Origin of the sequence: Bacillus sp. FJAT-45066, assembly GCF_002335755.1 — a bacterium.
In the GTDB taxonomy this organism is placed as follows: domain Bacteria; phylum Bacillota; class Bacilli; order Bacillales; family Bacillaceae_I; genus Bacillus_CD; species Bacillus_CD alkalisoli.
The window spans coordinates 1,863,621-1,882,959 of sequence record NZ_NISQ01000001.1; the positions used below are offsets into that span (position 1 = coordinate 1,863,621).

The following is a 19,339-nucleotide window of genomic DNA, read 5'->3' on the forward strand; positions in this document are numbered from 1 at the left end:
TTCTGCAAGCTAATTTATCTACATAATCTACTCATGTTTTTAGCATTACATATCGGACAGATCCATTTCCAACTGAACATACGTAATTTTTATGCACTTGTGTCGTCATCATTCGATAGAGTTGTTTCTTTCCCCTTATCGTCATCATCCTTATCTTCCTTTTTTGACTTTTTTGTTTTAGAAGTGTTTTTAGATTGTGCTTGTTTCTTTTTTGTTGTTTTACCAGTATTCTTTCCACTTTTCTTACTTTTGTTTTCATTTTCACCATTTTCTTTATCTTCATCATTTTCTTCATCTTCTTCTTCGTTTTCTTCATCTTCTTCTTCGTTTTCTTCCTCTACATCATCTGACTCTTCCTCTTTAGAATCATCTTTTTCTTCTGTTTCTTCCTCATCTTTTTCTTCTGTCTCTTCCTCCGTATCGTCATCTTCATTACCTTCATCATCATTTTCTTTATTATCGTCATTTTGTGTTAGCTTTGTTAACATTTCTTCCAAACGTCCTAAACGATCACTAAGAGTTTTATTTTCTTCTTTTAGTGACTCGTAATCTTCAGATGACTCTTCATCATCTATATTGTTTTCATTACTACTTTCTTGAGTTGTTGTTTGTTCCTGGTCATCCGATTCCTCTTCCTTTGATTCTTCGTCATTTTTACCAAACATATTTTTTGTTGAATCTTTTAGCTTGTCTAATGCTTGTTTTGATTTCTCCTTAGCTGTTTCCCCTAAGTCAGAACCTTTGCTTTTCAACATTTCCGTATCAATACTTTGCAATAATTTTTTTCCGTTTTCAGGAGTCGCTAAATATCCTACAGTTGCTCCTATAAGACCTCCTGCGATAGAGCGTTTGATTGGACTTCCTACAGATTCATTTACATTTTTAGTATCTTTATCTTCTGTTTGATTGTCTACTTTTTTTGTTTCCGCCACTTTTAAAACCTCCATTGATATAAGATTAGATAACTTTTTTCATTGTTTCATGTTATAAATGTTGCGTTAGCGATTGGCTTCCAGCTTCTGTTCCAAGGATTCCAATCGTTCTAGTAATTTTTTATTCTCTTCTTCTAGCGATTTTGAATGATTGTTTGCTGCTTTCGAAGATAAGTATGGATCATGTTCCCACCAATCCATTCCAATCTCTTTTGCTTTGTCCACAGATGCTACGATAAGTCTAATTTTAATTGTTAATAGTTCTACATCTGCAATGCCGACTGTGATGTCACCAGCAATAACTACACCTTTATCTAGAACTTTTTCGAGAACATCAACAATCGTATTAGATTGCATATTGTGTTGAACTGCCATTTTAATCCTCCTAGGGTTATTTAGAGTAAGTTACCCAAAGGACCAAGATCAATATTTAGGTCTTCTGCATCAAGACCGAATATATCTTTTAACTCCTCCATTTTTTCTTCTAAGTTCATTAATGCTTCACCTAAGTCTTCAATTTGTTCATCTGTCAATGTACCCCCTTCCACACGTCTCATTGCATGTCTTTCGACAATTTGCCTTAACAGTTCTATCACTGTTAGTACAAGCTGTGCCAAACCATGTTCCGCCTTTTCAGGGTCTAAGTTAATTCTGCCTGGTTGCATCTACTAACTCCTCCTTTTGCTTATTAAAATTGTCGGAAGATAGAATACTACTATTTTCTTGCTGAGCTTGAACTAGTGATTCAACGGATGCTATTAACACACGTAAGTCTAAATACACTAAATCTACCCCAGCTATGGAAATAACTAAGTCCGCTTTTATTGCAACACCTTTATCTAGAATGACATCTAAAATGTCAATTAAAGCAATATCCTTATTTTCTATTGATTCTCTTAATGACATAGATTGTATTCCTCGCTTATGAAAAGCTAGAAAAATGGTAAGCTGGCCATGGACCTGTTGTCTCAAACTGCCATCCCATCTTACTCATTTCTTTTTCATATTTTTGAATTTTTTCTAAGAATGCTTCTACTTTGTCTGCGGAAATTAAGTAAACACTATTCCAATTCATATTCTCTTTTCTTCCAGTCACATCTTTATTCCAATTCCGTTTTACACTTCCATGTATAACAAATTCTTCTAATTGTGAATGAATCAACTCGCTAATCCTTTGCTTCTCCGCTTCCATTTCTTGATCTATTAACCTATCTAATTTCTTTTTTTCAAAAAATTGTTTTCCTTTAGAAAGATGGCTAATTTCTTCTTTTTTTTCTTCTATTGCAGAATTGTTTTGGTTCACTACATTTCTTAGTAAATGATCATCGCAGAAAATCTTCAAATTCCACTCCTCATTCCCTTTTAGTAATCTGAACACTCTTTCCATTTTCTCTTCATTTGATTTAACCGTTTGTAATAAACTCTCTTCATTTTTATATAGTGTACAAAATTTCAAAGGAATGACAGTGTACATTTTTGATAATTCCATTACTGTTTCATGATGATGAAAAGCCTTTTCTTGTAGCCAGTCTATATCGTGGTGGATTTTTTCTTTCATGTTCTCTTCCGTGTACTGTTTAGAGGAAAGCTTACAAACCACGGCTGTCGTCTTTTCAATAGGAATTGTGTATATATCTCCTATCCCATCAAATGCTATCTTAGGTGGCAGTTCTTTTGTTATTACTTCTTGTGTTGGGATTAAGCCATATAAGTAAATCAAATCCCCCATCTTCTTAGCCTCACTTTTTATTTATCATTTGTTCTAACTGCTCCAATTCTAGTTGTTTGGCAACCTCATATCGATGTAATAACTCTTCTTCTTTTTCTTTATAAGATTGTTCAGGAATATCACCTAGTTCATACATCATTTGCAACTGAATTAGTTTCTTCTGAATGGTAGGAAGGTCATATAACTCTTTATCTGACTCTTCCTTTACTTTCTCTCCAATTTTAATTAGTAGATTAATAGGAGCAGTTATTAGTTTATGAATCATTTAACCTTCCTCTACTTTTAGTCTTATATTGACAAAATTATAAGCTGGCCATGGACCACTATAATGAAATTCAAGCTTATCCTTCCATTTCTCATGCAATTCATTTACTTTTTGATCAAATGCTTTTTCCTTGTCCCGTTCAATTAAAAACGATCCATTAAGGAGCATTTTTTCGCTAATTGGATCATTTGCCTTTGCAGCTTCCGCTAACTCTGTTAAAGGGTCATATATTTCTTGTTTCATTTCATGCTGAAGATTTGCAAATAATTTTTGTACTGCTCCACCTAATTCTATTCTTTCGTAATAGCCAGCCGCCTTTGATTTCCCTTTGGTAGCTGCTGCCATATTTCCGATTCTCGTACTTTCCTTTACCTTTTTATCTAAGTACGCCTTTTTTCCAACTAGCTTTAAACCTACTTCTATTTTGCCTTTTATCACTGGAAAGAGTTGTTGAAACTGTGGATATAACTTTTCTAATAACATTCTTACATCTTCCTTTGAGTGAAATACATTTCCAAAGCTAACTGGAATTGCCGTATCACTTTGTTTCATCACTAATGAAATAGCCTGCTGATGCATCATTAAATTTTCTTTATTAGGATGATAGATTTTCATTGGCACTTCCGTGGCGATGAAAGCGGCGTCCTTATAAGTAATTGGATACAGCTTTCTTACCTCGCCGTTCATTTCAATTTCTCCAAATTCTTTTTGATCTTCTGTTTGGATCCCACAGAAAATATAAACACCTGTTTGTTCTTCGTGATTCATTTATTGACTCTCCTTTATTCCTCACTTACCTTCACTTTTTTTAATGCTTTCAAAAGTAACTCTTCGGCTGTTTTCAAGGGTTCCTCAGCTTCTATGCAACGGCTTATTGGATGTAATAAAATATCCATACATAAATTTTTAAATTCATCATTTTCACCATCAATTGGTATATCTTCCTCAAGAGCGACTTTTGCAATCATTAAAGAGGCACGAAGACTAGGCCCGTTATTCTTTGTACACGACTTTCTTAAATTGGTAACAAGTTCTGTAATAGCAACTGCGTTCTTCTTTTCCATATTTGATTTCTCCGACAAGATTGTTACCTCTTGATCCAATTCTTTATAACGAATAGGAATTGTAATCAATCTATCCAACAATGCATCTTGTGTATCAAATACACCTGCGTATTCCATTGGATTGCTAGTAAATATGACAGAAAAATCCGGGTGCACCTTAACAAATGGTTCTGTTTGCTTAGATCCATAGAGCGGTAGTATTCCTTCTTCTAGAATAGATAGGAAAATATTATTTGTTGTTGGTTGTGATCGAGTAAACTCATCATAGATAAGGGTGTATCCTTTTCTAACTGCTTCTAATAAGCGGCCGTCTTTCCAAACTTCTGATACGGTTTCATCTTTTTTATATACGGACCGGACATAATTATCTATTACTTTTTGACTTGTGTACCCAGTAAAGTCACCGATTAAATCTTTATTATTTAATTCATGGTTTCCGTGTATGAGCATGACGGGTTTTTTTCTTTTTTTAGCTAGAGCTAAGGCTAATGATGTTTTTCCTACTCCTGAAGGCCCCGTAAAATGAATAGGATAACCTGCCTTCAAGTATTGTAAGGATCTAGACAGTATGTCTTTTGTAGCTGAATCTTGTACAATGGCTCTAGAGTTCTGTTTCCTCATTTCTTTTATTACCGTCAATGTCTTCCCTCCTACACTCCAACCTAAGCTTCATATTTGATAGAGCTTCGGTATCGAATATCTCGTCTCTTATATGAAACAACTTCTTTCTCTTTATTGAGGTACACGTCATAAACTCCAAGCATTTCATCTTTCGCATACTTTTTCATGTATTCTTTTTCCTCGATAACTTCTACTGTGAGCTTCCAACCTTCATCTGCCCCTTCTTCAACAGAAGTAATCTTATGAAGGGGTGCTACAAATTCGTTAAAGAATTTCGCAACATTTCCCATTATTTTATTAATTTCCATATAGACCTCCTGTTTAAAAAACCTTCAAAATATAATTACTTTTAGATGCTAAAAGCGGCACCTCGTTCGTTTTCTTGGTTTGGAAGTCCATTTTCTTCTACTTCATCGCTTAGTAATCCAACTGCCTCTGCATAACGTAACCACGTATCTACACTTGCAATTACTACTCTCGCTTCTACAGTAAGAATCTCAATTCCGACAACTGACACTCTTACAAATGCATCAATTACAATACCTTTATCTAAAATACGGTCAATTACTTCTGCTAAACTAGAACTATCTGTACTTTTTTGAATTGCCATTTTACATTTCTCCTTTCTAATTGAGTCCGTTTCATAATAATGTATGACTACTATAATAAAACGAATAATAGCATCGTATTCTGTATTAATACACCTTAATAAACGAACATATCATATTGTATATCACCATAATATTCGTTTTTCATTAAGCGAACCGTAATTATGAAATTGATTCAATTAAGATCCAATGGTTTTAATACTATTCGATGACTTTATATGCTCAGATTTTTTTATATCTGTTGCGCCTTTTACTTTTGAATAGCTCTTCAGGTTTTTAACACCTTTAATTTTTCGTGAGTCTTCATTATTAGATGTCATCTTTTCTTGAAATTCTTCTCCAGCTTCCACAACTTGCCCGATCTTCTCACGTACTGACAGTAATACATCCTGTGCTTTCTCTTTTCCTTTTTCTACCTTATCTTGAAATTGATCTGCCTTTTCATCCGTTTTTTCCTTTATACCTTCTTTGGTTTCATCCGCTATATCTCTTACATTGCTTTCTAGATTTTTTTTTGTCTTTTCTTTTACTGTTTCTTTAATATTTTCTTTAATCGAGTCAGGTGTGGATTCTATTGCCTTTTTCGCAACTTTTTTTACTGTTTCTTTCACAGTATTGCCCATTAGAATCCCCCCTCTGGGACATGAAAAGTGAACTATTTACTATTCGAATCTACTAACTTATTAAGCATGCTTTCAATCTTATCTAAACGTTCATTTAATTTTTCATTATCTTGCTTCATTTCTTGAATTTCAGATGATTCATTTTTGTCATCTGACTCGTCTTTCTCTTCCTTTTTAGATGGATTTAATAACTCACTTACGTTTTTACTTACATACCCAGAAGCAAATTGCTTGATGCTTTTTTGAGCCTGCTCTGCCAGAATCTCTTGTGCTGATCTTTTTAATTGGTTACCGAAGACTTTCATCACTTCAGATTCACTTAAGCTTTTCCATACTTTTTTACTCGTATTGGGACTAGATAGTAACCCAATTCCAGCACCGACTACTCCTCCAATAATGGCTAAGTTATACGATTGATTCATATCATCTTTATTGTTTTTATCCTCGTTCTGTTCTTCTTTTTCTTTGACAGTCATGCTATCAACCTCACTTTTTAATTTGTTTCACTTTAAAAACTAAACTGTGCATTTTCTCCTCTACTAGAAAGGCCATCTTCTTGGACTTCATCTGTTAATAAACCAACCGCTTCAGCATAACGTAGCCAAGTATCCACACTAGCAATAACTACTCTAGCTTCAACCGTAATAATTTCAATCCCTACTAACGAAACTCTTACGAAAGCATCAATGACAATTCCTTTATCAAGGATTCGATCAATAACTTCTGCAAGACTGGAACTATCGGTACTTTTCTGAATACTCATATTCCTTATGCTCCTTTCAAAGGGAAAATTTACGTTGAATTTCTCAACATAATGTAAAGTTAATAGGTATATAACCGATTCAATTGACTGTAAAACAAGCCCTTAAGACCTAATGCGATAGTAAATTCCAAATAATTCTTTCATTATTTCAATTCGGCTGGAAATTGTAATAAAACAAAAGCCTTGCTTTCAATGATTAGGATGATTTTCAGTAATTTTTTTGAAAATTATATTACAAAAATATTACACCAATAAAAAAGAGAGGACATTCCACCTTGTCCTCTCTCTTTACCAATTTATGTTTATTTCTAGTAATATCATCAGATTAATCTAATTCCAACTACACTCTTATTCTCCTATTTTATCTATTGCCCCTTTTCCTACTACCATCCAATCTCTATCTATTTTTTAAAATTGAAAAACGAAATATCTAGTATCTACATCCATTCCATTGTTGCTATATATAAAACATTGTACAAAAAAACACCCCTGAATTTTCTTCAGGGGTGCAGTGGCGTCATACCATTATTTTACAAATATCATTTGTAAATTCAACTGGATCTTGTACGGATAATCCTTCGATTAATAATGCTTGGTTATACAATAAGTTTGTATACAAGGACAATTTTTCTTTATCATTAGCATGAGCATTTTTTAGAGATTGGAACACTTCATGGTTTGTGTTAATTTCTAACACTTTATTAGCCTTAATTCCTTGATTATCTGGCATTTGACTTAACACCTTTTCCATCTCAATTGTAATTTCACCTTCTGTTGATAAACATACAGGGTGTGTTCTTAAACGTTTGGAAACTTTAACAGTTGTTACTTTTCCACCTAAAATTCCACTCATCGATTCGAAAAGATCTTTATTTTCTTCTTGTTCTTTTTCGGTACTCTTTTCGTTTTCATCTGCTTCAATACCTAAGTCACCGCTTGACACAGATTTGAACTCTTTTTCTTTATAAGACATTAACATTTTAATCGCAAACTCATCAATTTCGTCTGTGAAATATAAAATTTCATATCCCTTATCTAAAACTACCTCTGTTTGTGGTAGTTTTTCAATACGTTCAATCGATTCACCAGTTGCATAGTAGATATACTTTTGGTCCTCAGGCATATTGGAAATATACTCATCTAGCGAAACTAACTTTTTCTCTTTCGATGTGTGGAATAGCAATAAGTCTTGAAGCGTTTCTTTGTTTGCTCCGAAATCAGCATATACACCGTACTTTAGTTGGCGTCCAAATGCTTGGAAAAACTTCTCGTAATTTTCTCTTTCATCTTTTAACATACTTTGAAGTGCGCTTTTAATCTTCTTAGATAAATTTTTCGCAATAAATTTTAATTGACGATCTTGTTGTAACATTTCACGGGAAATATTTAACGATAAATCTTCAGAGTCGACTAAGCCTTTTACGAAACTAAAGTGGTCTGGAAGTAAATCAGAGCACTTGTTCATGATTAATACGCCACTTGAGTATAGCTCAAGTCCTTTTTCAAATTCCTTAGAGTAATAATCAAATGGAATGCTCTCAGGGATGTAAAGAATAGAATTGTAACGGATTGTTCCATCTACACTAATGTGTAAGTGTTTTACTGGCTTATCAAAACCGTAATGTTTTTCTGCATAGAAGTTTTCATAGTCCTCTGTTGTTAACTCGTTTTTATTTTTACGCCAAATTGGCACCATACTATTAATTGTTTGCTCTTCTGTTACTTCTTGTAGTTCTTTTTCCTCTTCATCACTAGGCTTTGTCGTTTTCACATCCATTTTGATTGGATAGCGTATAAAGTCTGAGTATTTTTTGATGATAGATTTTAACTGATATTCTTCTACAAACTCATCGTAATTATCATCTTCTGTATTATCTTTTAATTGCAGAGTAATAGTAGTTCCAACTTCTGCTTTATCATCAGGGACGATTGTGTATCCGTCAGCACCTTCAGATTCCCACTTATATGCTTGGTCACTTCCTAGCGCTTTACTTGTTACAGTAACAATATCAGCTACCATAAATGCTGCATAGAAACCTACACCAAATTGGCCTATAATGTCGTGACCATCTTTCAATTCATTTTCTTTTTTGAATGCTAAAGATCCACTTTTAGCTATCACACCAAGGTTTGTTTCTAGTTCTTCTTTCGTCATACCAATTCCTGTATCCGTAATAGTTAAAGTTCTTGCCTCTTTATTTGGTGTTACTTTGATATAATAGCTATCTTTATCAAACTGTAAAGAGTCGTCTGTTAGTGCTTTATAATAGATTTTGTCAATTGCGTCACTTGCATTAGAGATTAACTCACGTAAGAATACTTCTCTTTGTGAATAAATAGAATTGATCATCATTTCCAGTAATCGTTTTGATTCTGCTTGGAATTGTTTCTTTTCCATTTGTAAAAACCCCTTCCGATATTTTTTATGTAAGTTTATAGTTTAGCACTCTATCCGTGGGAGTGCTAGTTCCACTATTTAATTATCATATTTGGATAAATACTGTCAATAGGTTTACTTTTAAAATAAAATATTTTATCTTTTATATTTTGCCTGTTCCTTTCCGCGGGGATCGGAGGAGAAGGTTATTTTCACTATCTTGAAAAAACCTACTCCTCGGCGATCCGCCTGTGGGGTCTCACGCTTCGCTCTATGTCCCGCTGGAGTCAGGTTCCTTTCGCTCCAATCCACTCTAGAATGTAAATATTGCGTACAGCAACAATCTTAACGAAAAGAGCAAAACAAAAAACACCAAATAATCTAGTATTTTAATATTTTAAAGTTGCGCCATTCTTCTGGTAGTAAGGAAAGGTATTTGTTAGTTAAGAATCTGTCGTCAACAAGCCAAATGAATCCTGTATCCGTTTCGGACCGTATTAAGCGGCCACCCGCTTGGTGAACTTTATTCATCCCTGGATATACATACGCGAAATCAAAGCCATTAACACCTTGTTTTTGATAGTAATCTTTCATAATATTTTGTTCATCGCTTATTCTCGGAAGCCCTACTCCGATTATCATGACACCATTTAGTTTTTCACCAACCAAATCAATACCTTCTGCAAACACTCCTCCTAATACGGAAAACCCGATTAGCGTTGTTTGGTCATTAGGTTCAAATTCATTTAAAAACTTACTTCTTTCTTCCTCTGTCATATCATGAGATTGTATGATTACTTTTACTCCATCCACTTGATAGTTTTCGTAAACTTCCAATACTTGTGACATGTATTCATAAGAAGGAAAAAATACTAAGTAGTTCCCATTTTTTTTATGTAGCTCACTACAGATTACATTTACTATCTTACTTACTGAATCGGAACGGTCCTTATACTTTGTAGAAATCGGTGCGACACTAACCTCAACATTTTCAATCGGAAATGGTGACGACAATGAAAGGTGATAATCATCATCCGTTCCGCCTAATACTTTTGTAAAGTATCCAAGTGGCATGAGTGTGGCCGAAAAGAAAATAGAAGATACAAGTTTTTTGGTCATTTTATTTAATATAAGCGATGGATCTAAACATAGTATTTTGACTTCCACTTCGCTTTTATAAATAGATGTAAGTGTTTTGAAATGATCGTTATACCAGCCTGTCGCTTTTAAGAAAGCGTTGGTCATAAAATATACCTCTTTTACTGACTCAAATTCTTGAGCTTTTCCATACTGTTGTAAATATATTTCCGCTTCGTTATAAAAGTTTTGTAATACTTCTACAAGAGACTCTGGTACTTCATTATGCGTGGAAACATTCTGATTCAACATTTCTTTTTTCCACTTCAGTAATTCATTATTTACTAATTTAGCAACTTGGTATAGTTCTTTGTTTTTATTTTTCAACTCTCTACTTAGTGACAAAAAGCTTGATTTCTGAATGGATGAAGAATACATGTTACGTGCTCTATCTACTAAATTATGTGCTTCATCTATTAACAGCACCGTTTCTTTCTCATATTCAGTCCATCTTTGTAGTTTCACTTTAGGATTAAAGAAATAATTATAGTCACAAATTATAACATCTGCGTAAAGGGCAACATCTAATGAAAATTCAAATGGACATAATTGATGTTTTCTAGCGTAAAATTCTATCGTATTAGTATTCATTAAGTTTTCATTTGTTAAAATATCTATTAATCCCTCTTGTAACCGGTCATAATAGCCATTAGCGAACGGACAATAATCTTTTTGACATCTAACTTCCTCTTGGAAACAAACTTTTTCTTTTGCTGTTATGGTGATAACCTTTGCTCTTAAACCTTTGTTTATTAATAGGTGAAATGTATCTTCAGCTACTTTTCTAGTACTATTTTTTGCTGTTACATACATTATACGTTTTGCTTTACCAACGCTTATTTGTTTTAGTGTAGGAAAAATCGTTGAAATTGTTTTTCCAATTCCTGTAGATGCTTTTGCGAACAGACGCTTATTTTCTGAGATGCTTTTATAGGTTGCGTTCATTAAAGAACGTTGACCTTTTCTAAATGTTTGAAATGGAAAATCCAGTTTTTCTATACTAGCTTTGGTCAATTGTTGTTGTTGGGTTATCATGAGGTGAAATGTTATATATGTATCTATCACTTCTTCATAAAACGTTTCAAGCTCGTTTATAGAAAATATCTTTTGAAAAGATCTTTTCTCAAAACTTTTTCTATTAGCATATACTAGATGTACTCCGATTTCTTCTAGACCTTCTTGCTTTCCAATGATATAAGCATATACTTTTGCTTGTGCCCAATATGTAGGATAATCCGTTTCTAAAAGTTCACTTACTGTACGCCCTGTTGACTTTATTTCTTCTACGATTACTAGATTTTCCTCACGAATGATTCCATCACATCTGCCATCTACTTTATATTCAAGTTCTTGGAAGGTAGAAGTATAACTAACGTATACTTCTTTTTCATAGTTATCTCCCCGGTTCTCCTGTAGACGTTGATGCGTTTTAGTACCTTCCTCTAAAACATTCCCAAAAACAGAACCAATGTGAATACTTCCACTCATCATAGAGAACTCTACTAATTTCCGAACTGATACCGATATTTGTTTTTCCATTCATGCTCATCCGTTCTATTTTCACCTTGACCGGTGCTATTTCAAACTTGTACTTTCATTTTAACAAAAGAAAAAAGCACTTACACCTAGTTAAGTGTTCAGTGCCTTATAAATGTATGATTATTACTACCATTTTAAAGAATTTATTAGGCTTGTTAATTTAGCCTTTTTTTCTTCAGCCATCGTGGAACTAGTTATTTCATTCTTGATGTCAGAAAGCGAGCAATATCCTTTGACAAAACCATTTAATCTTGCGACAAGTGTGGAATTCATGAAGGAGTCATGTGAACTATAATAGTCCAAAAGTGATTCTAATGCTTTTGAATATCGTTTTAAGTAGTATTTTTGATGTTTTTCTTCAGCAAGTGAAAATTTATTAAGTGATGCAATTTCAGTTTGGATTGGTTCGCCTAATTTTACTTCAAGTTCATTCTTTATTTTTTTTACTAATTGAAGTTGGCTAGAGTCTTCACATAATATGATGGACAAATATTGCCTACCTTTGTAATTTGATCGGTTCGGTTTATGAATGGTCCAGAAATGATGAACTATTTTTTCTAACGAGATGATTTTAGGATCAAATACAATTTCTACACATTCACTATGATCTCCCATTTGTCGGTATGTTGGATTGTTCGTAGTACCACCTGCATAACCAACTCTCGTCTGCATTACACCTTTTAAACTCCCAAACTGGGCGTCTGTTCCCCAGAATCAACCCATGCCTAATACAATGGTTTGTAAATCATTAGTACGCATCTTCTCTCACCCTTTCATTTCTATTATATCAAAAAGAGCCGTTTACTCAGACACCATCCAAGTAAACGACTCTTCCATTTAAAAGGTCAAAGTTATATCGGCTTCTTTTGCATAACTTAAGAAAGTTGCCGCTCCACCAACATCGATTCCATCAACGAACTGGTCTTTTTCTAACTGCATAACATCCATTGTCATTTGACAGGCAATCATTTTAACTCCCATTTCTTGAGCCATTGACACTAGTTCTGGTATGGATGGTACATTAGCTTGTTGGAATCCTTGTTGCATACTCTCTTTACCTGGTGGTAAGGACAAGTTTTTATGTGCGTCTTTATGAATTAAGTTCAAGCCTTCAAAAGTAAAAAAGATGCCAACTTCCCCTTCTGATGCAGCTGTTACTGTTGCGATATTAAACACTTTATACGCATCAAACATGCCACCGTTCGCTGCAATAATTGCTACTTTCATTAGATTCACTCCCTATAGTTTTTTGTCCAGAGAACCTGTCCAATCTCTCATTCCAGAAGTTACATTTTTCACATTTGAAAACCCTTTTTCGGATAACTTTTGAGCAGCTATATCACTTCGAGACCCAGATCTACAAATGACATGAATTTCATCATCTGTTTGGAGCTCAGAAAATCTTTCTTCCAACTCCCCTAATGGAATATGAATGGCACCTGGAATATGACCAAAAGCATATTCTGCAGTTTCTCTTACATCGAGCACCGTAACTTTTTCATTTCCTTCGATTTTTTTTAATAATTCATCTAAACGTGTTACGTTTGGGTGTTTTGTTTCGCTTTTTTCTTCTGATTCACTTGCTTTTCGAAGATAGTGTTTTAAAACATCCCCTTCTTCGACAGTACCTAAATATTGATTTCCTGTCGTTGATGCCCATGCTTTAATATCAGCAGTCGACCCTTTATCAGTAGCTTGGATTTCTAACACTTGACCAGGTTCTAAAGCATTCATTTCTTTCTTTGTTTTCACAATCGGCATTGGACAAGCCAAATCTTTTGCGTCTAAAACTTTATTAGATGTTACATTCATGCCACTTCCTCCTTTAACACTTTTATTATGAAGTTAATACAACTATTTCATGCCTATTTTTCTACATTAAAAAGAGCTTAGTGACGTTTCTAAGCTCTTTTACACATTTACATTCGTGCATAATATTCCCCTTCTGCTATCATGTTAAGAACAGGAGGAATGTTTATGTTTATATTGGCTATAATTACATGCTCCTTTTGGTTGGTTGTACTTGTTGATGCCAAGATTGGTATGAGGAAAATTATAAAACTGGAATCTGTTCAGCCTGATATCACAAAAGGACCACTAGTATCTATTATAGTAGCCGCTAAGGATGAAGAAAAAGATATTAAAGAGAGCATCCTTTCTCAACTAAACCAAACATATGAAAATGTAGAATGGATAATTGTAAATGATAGATCTGATGATAAAACTGGAGATATTATAGATAAGCTATCTAATTATGACCCTCGCATAAAAACAATCCATATTCAAGAACTTCCAGAATTTTGGCTTGGGAAGAATTATGCATTATTTAAAGGTTACAAAGAAAGTAATGGCGATTATCTTCTTTTTACAGATGCAGATATTATGTATGAAAAAACGATGATTTCAAGAGCTGTTACGTATTTTCAACAAAAAGAATTAGATCATTTAACCGTTGCACCTAACTTAAAAGGTAGAAGCTTTTGGACTAATGCTTTTATTTCTTTCTTTTTGTTCGGGTTCTCTTATTTTAAAAGGCCATGGAAGGCTAACGATGAAAAAAGTAAAGCTGCAATTGGAATAGGTGCCTTTAATTTGTTAAGACGTGATGTATACGAGGCAATCGGGACACATCAGGAAATTAGCATGCGTCCAGACGATGATCTGATGTTAGGTTTAAAAGTTAAAAATGCAGGAAAAAGACAGAATTTACTTCTCGCGCAGAATTTATTAGAAGTCGAGTGGTATCCATCACTTAGGTCAGCATTGATTGGACTTGAGAAAAATACATTTGCTGGTCTTTTCTATAGTTATTTAATGGTAGCTTTCGCCTTATGCGGTGTATTTATTTCGCAAGTTTGGCCATTTATGGCAATGTTTTTTACAGAAGGAATCACTCGATATTTATTTATCATTAGTATTTTGATCATTTTTTTCACGTATCATCAAACTGCCAATTTAATGACAAAAGGGGCGAATAAGTATTTCTTTGTATTTCCCATAACGGCTCTTATTTTTATGTACAGTATTATTAGGGCGACTATCCTAACTACCATTAGAGGTGGTATCGTTTGGAGAGGTACATTTTATTCGATTAAAGACTTAAAAAGAAAAGTATAAGTTGCCCCTTTAGCAGAGTTTTTATTGCTAAGGGGTACTACTAGAAATTATTTAATTGTTAACATTGGCATTCTTTGCCCGTTGCCTCGGTCACTTTGCACGTTGTTTGAGTCAATTTGTATCTCGCTTCGGTCACTTTGCCTCTCGCTTCGGTCACTTCGCCTCTTCCTTCGGTCAATTCACCTCTCGCTTCGGTCAATTCACCTCTCGCTTCGGTCACTTTGCATCTGGCTTCGGTCACTTCGCCTCTCGCTTCGGTCACTTTGCATCTGGCTTCGGTCACTTCGCCTCTCGCTTCGGTCACTTTGCATCTGGCTTAGGTTTTTCGAGAAGTGTTAAATGGAGAAGAGTATTTATATTGGTATTCTGTTCAGGGTAATCGTGGAATCGAAGTAAATGATTCTACACATGAAATTGATAAAATTCACCTAAGATATTGGAATGAATGTATTGATCCGATTTTCCAACCAGTAGATTTAGAGACAACGGTTGTCATGATACCTGAAAATATTAAACAACATATGAAATAATAATGGAAGGGATTGTTCCCCTTCCTGCATTACTTTGAATTATTTTTTTCTTTTTCTAATAATTGAATTACTTTGTCCAGTTTATTCTCAACACCCTTTAATCGATCATGCTTCTTCCTAGTTAATCTTACGATGATAATTATAGGTATTGCTATTATAATTAGAAACACAATCAATTGAATTACTGAATCTAAAATGGATAATCCCCCGCTTGTTGCAATAACTAAGTTCATTTCTTTCTCCTCTCTTACCGATGTCCATCTTTTCTTGCTTGACTAAAGCCATAATACGCGCATGTCCCATTTTTCTTTAAGTCTTTCACTTCAAACCCACACTTTTTATAAAACGAAAAGTTGTCAGCAGATGTATGTGCAAACCAATCACCATGTGGAAGCTTTTGCACACATAAGGAAACTAATTTCTGCCCTAGCCCTTGGCCCCTATATCTAGAGTGTACTACTAAGTCCATAATATTTGCTGCCATTATCTTATCAGAAATAACCCTTATCATACCCACCATCTGATCTCTGTCCCAAATCGTAAAAGCCCAGGTTGAGTTTTGAAAAATTAACGTGTATTTTTCTTTTTGCCATTCCGGAGTTTCTCTCGCCCAACCAGCATCTTGAAATAGCTCCTCAACACTTTCAGAAGGTACACCTTCCGTACCTTCTCTTATGACAAATCCATTATAATATTGATACATTTCAACATACCTCCCAGATTATCTTATTCTCTAGAAAGGTGCGGTTTCCTTTTTTTAACTACTACAATAAGAACAAAAACTATTATCGTAGCAACAATAACATATAATTGTGTATTTTCTCCTTTATTTCCATCCATGAATTTTTCAAAATAGGTAGCTCTTTTCTTATCTTCATCCAAAACCTTACCATCTAAAATAGGAATAAGTCCATTTGTCCCAAGAACAGGAACATAAAATTCGTTTAAATCATGTTTTTCAGCAAAAAGTAAAAACTCCCCGCCTTGTTCTTGGTGTTCTTTAACCCAACCATCATCATAAACTTGTAAACCAATAATCATTCTTCCAGTTTCAACATCTCCATAAATAACTTCTTTTACCATAAACTCAAATCCTCTATACATATGTCCACCTGAGATACTATCGGCTTTGAAATCATATGTTCCTCTAACAATGAAATGTGCTCTTTTTTCTACTTCTTCTGGTTTGAGCAAGTCATAAGATGCAGCTAATACCAAAGTTGAAGGTAGCAACAGCAACAAAAGTAAAGTTAACAAACTAACTTTTAGCTTAATTAAAATTTTTTTCAATTTTTCCGCCCCCCTTTTTAATTTGACGTTTAGAAGTTGGAACTGGTTTCGTTTTTAAAAAAGAACCTACTCCAGAATTTGGAATAGGTTCTTTATCTATCATACTATTATTCTTTTTCTTTAAACAAGTTTCCAAAAACAAAAGTCATTGCTAGAAAGACGAAAAAACTGACCATTAAAATTGTTCCACCAACTATATAGAAAACTAATGTAAACGTTTCTGGTGCCCATTCTGGTCGGAAGTATTGCATATACATCCCGAACGTTAAACCAAAGCTACCAATGATCGCTGTCCAAACGTGTAGTGACGCAAGTTTAGATTGTTTTGGTATTTTAAAAAGAGCATAAAATACTGCAAAGGCAAAAAGTGAAAGCCAGCCAACTAATAAAATATGAGCATGAATTGCTCGGAAAAGGTGTGAGCCCGCTCCAGCCATATGTGAACCGATAAACACACCAATTGCTGCATATATTGCAGAAAAACGTAATAACATTTTTGTTCTATTCATTTGTAAACTCCTTTTCTCCTGAATCTTTTTTTATTTTTGACGGCCACCAATTCCAATGACCAAGTATTGACACAATCGCAGGTACGAGCATTCCGCGAACTAAGAAAGCATCCATTAAAATACCAATACTTACAATAAAGCCGAACATGAATAACTCTAAAATCGGTTGAGTCATTAATACACCGAACGTTGCAGCAAGTATTAATCCTGCAGAAGAAATAACTCCACCTGTTAAAGCAACACCACGGCGGACAGATTCTTGCATGCTGAATCTTCTATTCTCTTCTTTTATTCGAGAGATTAACATTATATTATAGTCTACACCAAGCGCCACAAGGAAAACAAAGGAATATAGTGGTATGCGATAGCTCATTCCTTCATAACCGAAGAAGTTTTCAAATATAAACCAACTTAACCCTAATGCTGAAGCGTAAGAAAGTAAAATCGTAGCCATCATATAAATAGGCGCAATAAGAGAACGACTATGGAATATTAACATCCCAAAAATAACCAATGTAACCACGATAATTACGATTAATGTATCTCTATCATTTATTGCACGTATATCTGCTTGTTTAGCAGTTTGACCAGTAAAATGAATGGCATACTCATCCAATGATAACCCACTTTCCACTAATAGGTCATCTTTTTGCTCGCTCCATTGAGTCAGAGCGTCTAGTGCTTCTTTGTCATATGGATTCATATCTAAAACAATATCAAATTTTAATGCTTTTTCTTGATCATCCAACCAACGACTACCTATTCGTCCACCAGTCTCAATCACATCCATATCGGGAAAAGTGGTAGAAAGCACTCCTTCTAATGATAAAAGGTTCTCACTTAAATTTTCTAATGCCCTTAGTTCTTCATTATCAAATGTATAGGTTGATTTCTTTTCTAATAGAACTGTCACCGGAGCGAGTTCGCCAGCAGGAAACTCTGCTTCTAATTGCTCAAAGCCAACTCTTGAGTTCATATCTTCTGGAAAAGATTTAATAAGATTAAAAGAATATTGGATGGATAAAGCGTTTAATCCATTAATCATTAAAAATACTAATACAATTCCTCCAGCAACAAATGGCTTCTTTGTTACAAAAGAACCGATTCGACTCCAAAAGCGGTTTTTTTGTAACGTTTTTTCTCCAACCTTTGGGATCGCTGGCCAAAACGCACGACGACCACAAATCGTAAACAATGCAGGTACTAGCGTTAAACCAGCTAATAATACGATAACGATTGTAATCGCAAAAACAGGGCCGAAATTTTGATACGGTCCGTAGGTTGCTAATAATAAAACTAACATAGCAGCAAATACCGTACCACCGCTAAAGAATATTGGCTCAGCCACTTCTTTCACAGCTTCACGCATTGCTTCATACTTATTTTCCGTTTTACGTAGTTCCTCACGATAACGAGAGAAAACAAATAAACAGTAATCCGTTGTTGCCCCAAATAGCAAAATCATCACAATCGATAAAGATTGTGCTTCAATGGCAAACACTTCATTTGCAGCAAACATTCCTAACACTCTATCTACTACTTGATACACAATTGCTACTGCTACTAACGGAATAATTGCTAGTAACGGAGAGCGATAAATAACGATTAATAATACAAGTACTAGTGCAATTGTAGAAAATAGTAAAACTAAGTCAGCATTAGAGAAAATAGCAATTGTGTCAGATGCAATTCCAGCAGGACCTGTAATTTTTAAAGAGCCCGCTACTAATAACTCATCTGCAAATTGTTGAATAGCATTGACTGCAGTATTAATGTCAGCCATCTCTACACTATCTTTCATCATAAGAGGTAAAACGAGTGTTGTACCACTTTCTGATAGGAACGCTTCTTTTGTTTCATTTGGAAAGAGGTGAAATGGAACAGAGGATTCAATTGCAAACTCGTCCGTTTTATCTGTTATCCATTCACTCACTTTGTCTATTTGTTGATAGTTATCTTTATTCCAACCTTTTTCATTATAAAAAACTAACAACCCTAGTAATCCGCTGTCATCAGGAAAATAGTTTTCAAGCTTCTCGCTAGCTACAACTGACTGGGTATCTTTAGGTAAATCATTTTCTCCCGTGTTTACTTTATAGTCATTGGCAGATGGTGCAGCACTTAAAGCACCTGCAAGTATTATCCAAATACCAACAATAAGCCAAACCCATTTTCTTTTCGATGTTAATTCAGCTAACCTTATCATCTTTTCCTCATTTCTGACATTCTTGTCTA

Annotated in this window: 26 protein-coding genes and 1 pseudogene; 3 read left to right on the forward strand and 24 right to left on the reverse strand. The window is 34.4% G+C overall.

All coding sequences use genetic code 11. The features are described from left to right. Nucleotides 1-89: 89 nt before the first annotated feature. The 18 genes and pseudogenes from gvpT (CDZ92_RS19960) to CDZ92_RS09540 all read right to left on the reverse strand — a co-directional run bounded on the left by gvpT (CDZ92_RS19960) (nt 90) and on the right by CDZ92_RS09540 (nt 13,470). Nucleotides 90-932, reverse strand: coding sequence for a YtxH domain-containing protein (gene gvpT, locus CDZ92_RS19960; protein ID WP_157842740.1), 843 nt, complete (start codon nt 930-932; stop codon nt 90-92). A 66-nt stretch (nt 933-998) separates the two neighbouring features. After that, nucleotides 999-1,307, reverse strand: coding sequence for a gas vesicle protein (gvpJ, locus tag CDZ92_RS09460; protein WP_096155000.1), 309 nt, complete (start codon nt 1,305-1,307; stop codon nt 999-1,001). A 20-nt stretch (nt 1,308-1,327) separates the two neighbouring features. Beyond that, on the reverse strand, nt 1,328-1,597 hold the full coding sequence (locus CDZ92_RS09465; protein ID WP_096155001.1) for a gas vesicle protein K: 270 nt from the start codon (nt 1,595-1,597) through the stop codon (nt 1,328-1,330). Next, the gene (locus tag CDZ92_RS09470; RefSeq protein ID WP_096155002.1) at nt 1,578-1,838 is read right to left on the reverse strand and encodes a gas vesicle protein; all 261 of its coding nucleotides are present in this window, start codon (nt 1,836-1,838) and stop codon (nt 1,578-1,580) included. The genes CDZ92_RS09465 and CDZ92_RS09470 overlap by 20 nt, the downstream gene beginning before the upstream one ends. A 16-nt stretch (nt 1,839-1,854) precedes the next feature. Further along, entirely contained in the window at nt 1,855-2,661 is an 807-nt protein-coding gene (locus CDZ92_RS09475; protein WP_096155003.1) for a GvpL/GvpF family gas vesicle protein, read from the reverse strand. Nucleotides 2,662-2,671: 10 nt separating this feature from the next. After that, nucleotides 2,672-2,926, reverse strand: a complete 255-nt coding sequence (locus CDZ92_RS09480) for a gas vesicle protein GvpG (protein ID WP_096155004.1) — start codon at nt 2,924-2,926, stop codon at nt 2,672-2,674. After that, a complete protein-coding gene (locus tag CDZ92_RS09485) occupies nt 2,927-3,694 on the reverse strand; it encodes a GvpL/GvpF family gas vesicle protein (protein WP_096155005.1) in 768 nt (255 codons plus the stop codon). 14 nt (nt 3,695-3,708) lie between these two features. Continuing rightward, the gene (gene gvpN, locus CDZ92_RS09490) at nt 3,709-4,629 is read right to left on the reverse strand and encodes a gas vesicle protein GvpN (protein ID WP_096155006.1); all 921 of its coding nucleotides are present in this window, start codon (nt 4,627-4,629) and stop codon (nt 3,709-3,711) included. A 23-nt stretch (nt 4,630-4,652) separates the two neighbouring features. Further along, a complete protein-coding gene (gene gvpO / locus CDZ92_RS09495; protein WP_096155007.1) occupies nt 4,653-4,919 on the reverse strand; it encodes a gas vesicle protein GvpO in 267 nt (88 codons plus the stop codon). 41 nt (nt 4,920-4,960) lie between these two features. Then, a complete protein-coding gene (gene gvpJ / locus CDZ92_RS09500; protein ID WP_096155008.1) occupies nt 4,961-5,221 on the reverse strand; it encodes a gas vesicle protein GvpJ in 261 nt (86 codons plus the stop codon). Between the two features lie 177 nt (nt 5,222-5,398). Continuing rightward, nucleotides 5,399-5,842, reverse strand: coding sequence for a gas vesicle protein GvpQ (gene gvpQ, locus CDZ92_RS09505; protein WP_096155009.1), 444 nt, complete (start codon nt 5,840-5,842; stop codon nt 5,399-5,401). Nucleotides 5,843-5,874: 32 nt separating this feature from the next. After that, the gene (gene gvpT, locus CDZ92_RS09510) at nt 5,875-6,318 is read right to left on the reverse strand and encodes a GvpT/GvpP family gas vesicle accessory protein (RefSeq protein ID WP_096155010.1); all 444 of its coding nucleotides are present in this window, start codon (nt 6,316-6,318) and stop codon (nt 5,875-5,877) included. 32 nt (nt 6,319-6,350) lie between these two features. Continuing rightward, the gene (gene gvpJ, locus CDZ92_RS09515; protein WP_096155011.1) at nt 6,351-6,605 is read right to left on the reverse strand and encodes a gas vesicle protein GvpJ; all 255 of its coding nucleotides are present in this window, start codon (nt 6,603-6,605) and stop codon (nt 6,351-6,353) included. A gap of 517 nt (nt 6,606-7,122) precedes the next feature. After that, nucleotides 7,123-9,003, reverse strand: a complete 1,881-nt coding sequence (htpG, locus tag CDZ92_RS09520; protein ID WP_096155012.1) for a molecular chaperone HtpG — start codon at nt 9,001-9,003, stop codon at nt 7,123-7,125. Between the two features lie 360 nt (nt 9,004-9,363). Further along, the gene (locus CDZ92_RS09525) at nt 9,364-11,658 is read right to left on the reverse strand and encodes a helicase C-terminal domain-containing protein (protein ID WP_096155013.1); all 2,295 of its coding nucleotides are present in this window, start codon (nt 11,656-11,658) and stop codon (nt 9,364-9,366) included. A gap of 126 nt (nt 11,659-11,784) precedes the next feature. Then, nucleotides 11,785-12,360 (reverse strand): annotated as a pseudogene (locus tag CDZ92_RS09530) (peptide-methionine (S)-S-oxide reductase MsrA); the annotation flags it as partial. Between the two features lie 135 nt (nt 12,361-12,495). Next, a complete protein-coding gene (locus CDZ92_RS09535; RefSeq protein ID WP_096155015.1) occupies nt 12,496-12,885 on the reverse strand; it encodes a DsrE/DsrF/DrsH-like family protein in 390 nt (129 codons plus the stop codon). Nucleotides 12,886-12,897: 12 nt separating this feature from the next. Then, a complete protein-coding gene (locus CDZ92_RS09540) occupies nt 12,898-13,470 on the reverse strand; it encodes a sulfurtransferase TusA family protein (RefSeq protein ID WP_096155016.1) in 573 nt (190 codons plus the stop codon). A gap of 165 nt (nt 13,471-13,635) precedes the next feature. On the opposite strand from CDZ92_RS09540, the gene CDZ92_RS09545 reads away from it, so the two are divergent. Genes CDZ92_RS09545 through CDZ92_RS20300 form a run of 3 tightly spaced genes read left to right on the forward strand, consistent with a single transcriptional unit; the run spans nt 13,636 to nt 15,305 of the window. Continuing rightward, nucleotides 13,636-14,775 (forward strand): glycosyltransferase, encoded by a 1,140-nt coding sequence (locus CDZ92_RS09545; RefSeq protein WP_096155017.1) that lies wholly within the window; start codon nt 13,636-13,638, stop codon nt 14,773-14,775. Nucleotides 14,776-14,830: 55 nt separating this feature from the next. Then, entirely contained in the window at nt 14,831-15,154 is a 324-nt protein-coding gene (locus CDZ92_RS19965) for a hypothetical protein (protein WP_176483747.1), read from the forward strand. Beyond that, nucleotides 15,108-15,305 carry a DUF6176 family protein gene (locus CDZ92_RS20300; protein WP_096155019.1) on the forward strand — a complete coding sequence of 66 codons (198 nt, stop codon included), beginning with the start codon at nt 15,108-15,110 and terminating at the stop codon, nt 15,303-15,305. The genes CDZ92_RS19965 and CDZ92_RS20300 overlap by 47 nt, the downstream gene beginning before the upstream one ends. A gap of 29 nt (nt 15,306-15,334) precedes the next feature. Here the strand turns inward: CDZ92_RS20300 and CDZ92_RS09560 are convergent, their stop codons facing one another. The 6 genes from CDZ92_RS09560 to CDZ92_RS09580 are packed head-to-tail and all read right to left on the reverse strand — an operon-like array spanning nt 15,335 to nt 19,310. Then, a complete protein-coding gene (locus CDZ92_RS09560; protein WP_096155020.1) occupies nt 15,335-15,538 on the reverse strand; it encodes a DUF4083 family protein in 204 nt (67 codons plus the stop codon). Nucleotides 15,539-15,552: 14 nt separating this feature from the next. Then, nucleotides 15,553-16,008 (reverse strand): GNAT family N-acetyltransferase, encoded by a 456-nt coding sequence (locus CDZ92_RS09565; RefSeq protein ID WP_096155021.1) that lies wholly within the window; start codon nt 16,006-16,008, stop codon nt 15,553-15,555. Between the two features lie 23 nt (nt 16,009-16,031). Next, on the reverse strand, nt 16,032-16,595 hold the full coding sequence (locus CDZ92_RS09570) for an energy-converting hydrogenase B subunit EhbP (protein WP_096155022.1): 564 nt from the start codon (nt 16,593-16,595) through the stop codon (nt 16,032-16,034). Further along, the gene (locus CDZ92_RS20305) at nt 16,576-16,698 is read right to left on the reverse strand and encodes a hypothetical protein (protein ID WP_255249801.1); all 123 of its coding nucleotides are present in this window, start codon (nt 16,696-16,698) and stop codon (nt 16,576-16,578) included. Before CDZ92_RS20305 ends, CDZ92_RS09570 begins: the two co-directional genes overlap by 20 nt. Before the next feature lie 4 nt (nt 16,699-16,702). Then, on the reverse strand, nt 16,703-17,104 hold the full coding sequence (locus CDZ92_RS09575; RefSeq protein WP_096155023.1) for a hypothetical protein: 402 nt from the start codon (nt 17,102-17,104) through the stop codon (nt 16,703-16,705). Then, nucleotides 17,097-19,310 carry an MMPL family transporter gene (locus CDZ92_RS09580; protein ID WP_096155024.1) on the reverse strand — a complete coding sequence of 738 codons (2,214 nt, stop codon included), beginning with the start codon at nt 19,308-19,310 and terminating at the stop codon, nt 17,097-17,099. Before CDZ92_RS09580 ends, CDZ92_RS09575 begins: the two co-directional genes overlap by 8 nt. Between the last annotated feature and the right edge of the window lie 29 nt (nt 19,311-19,339).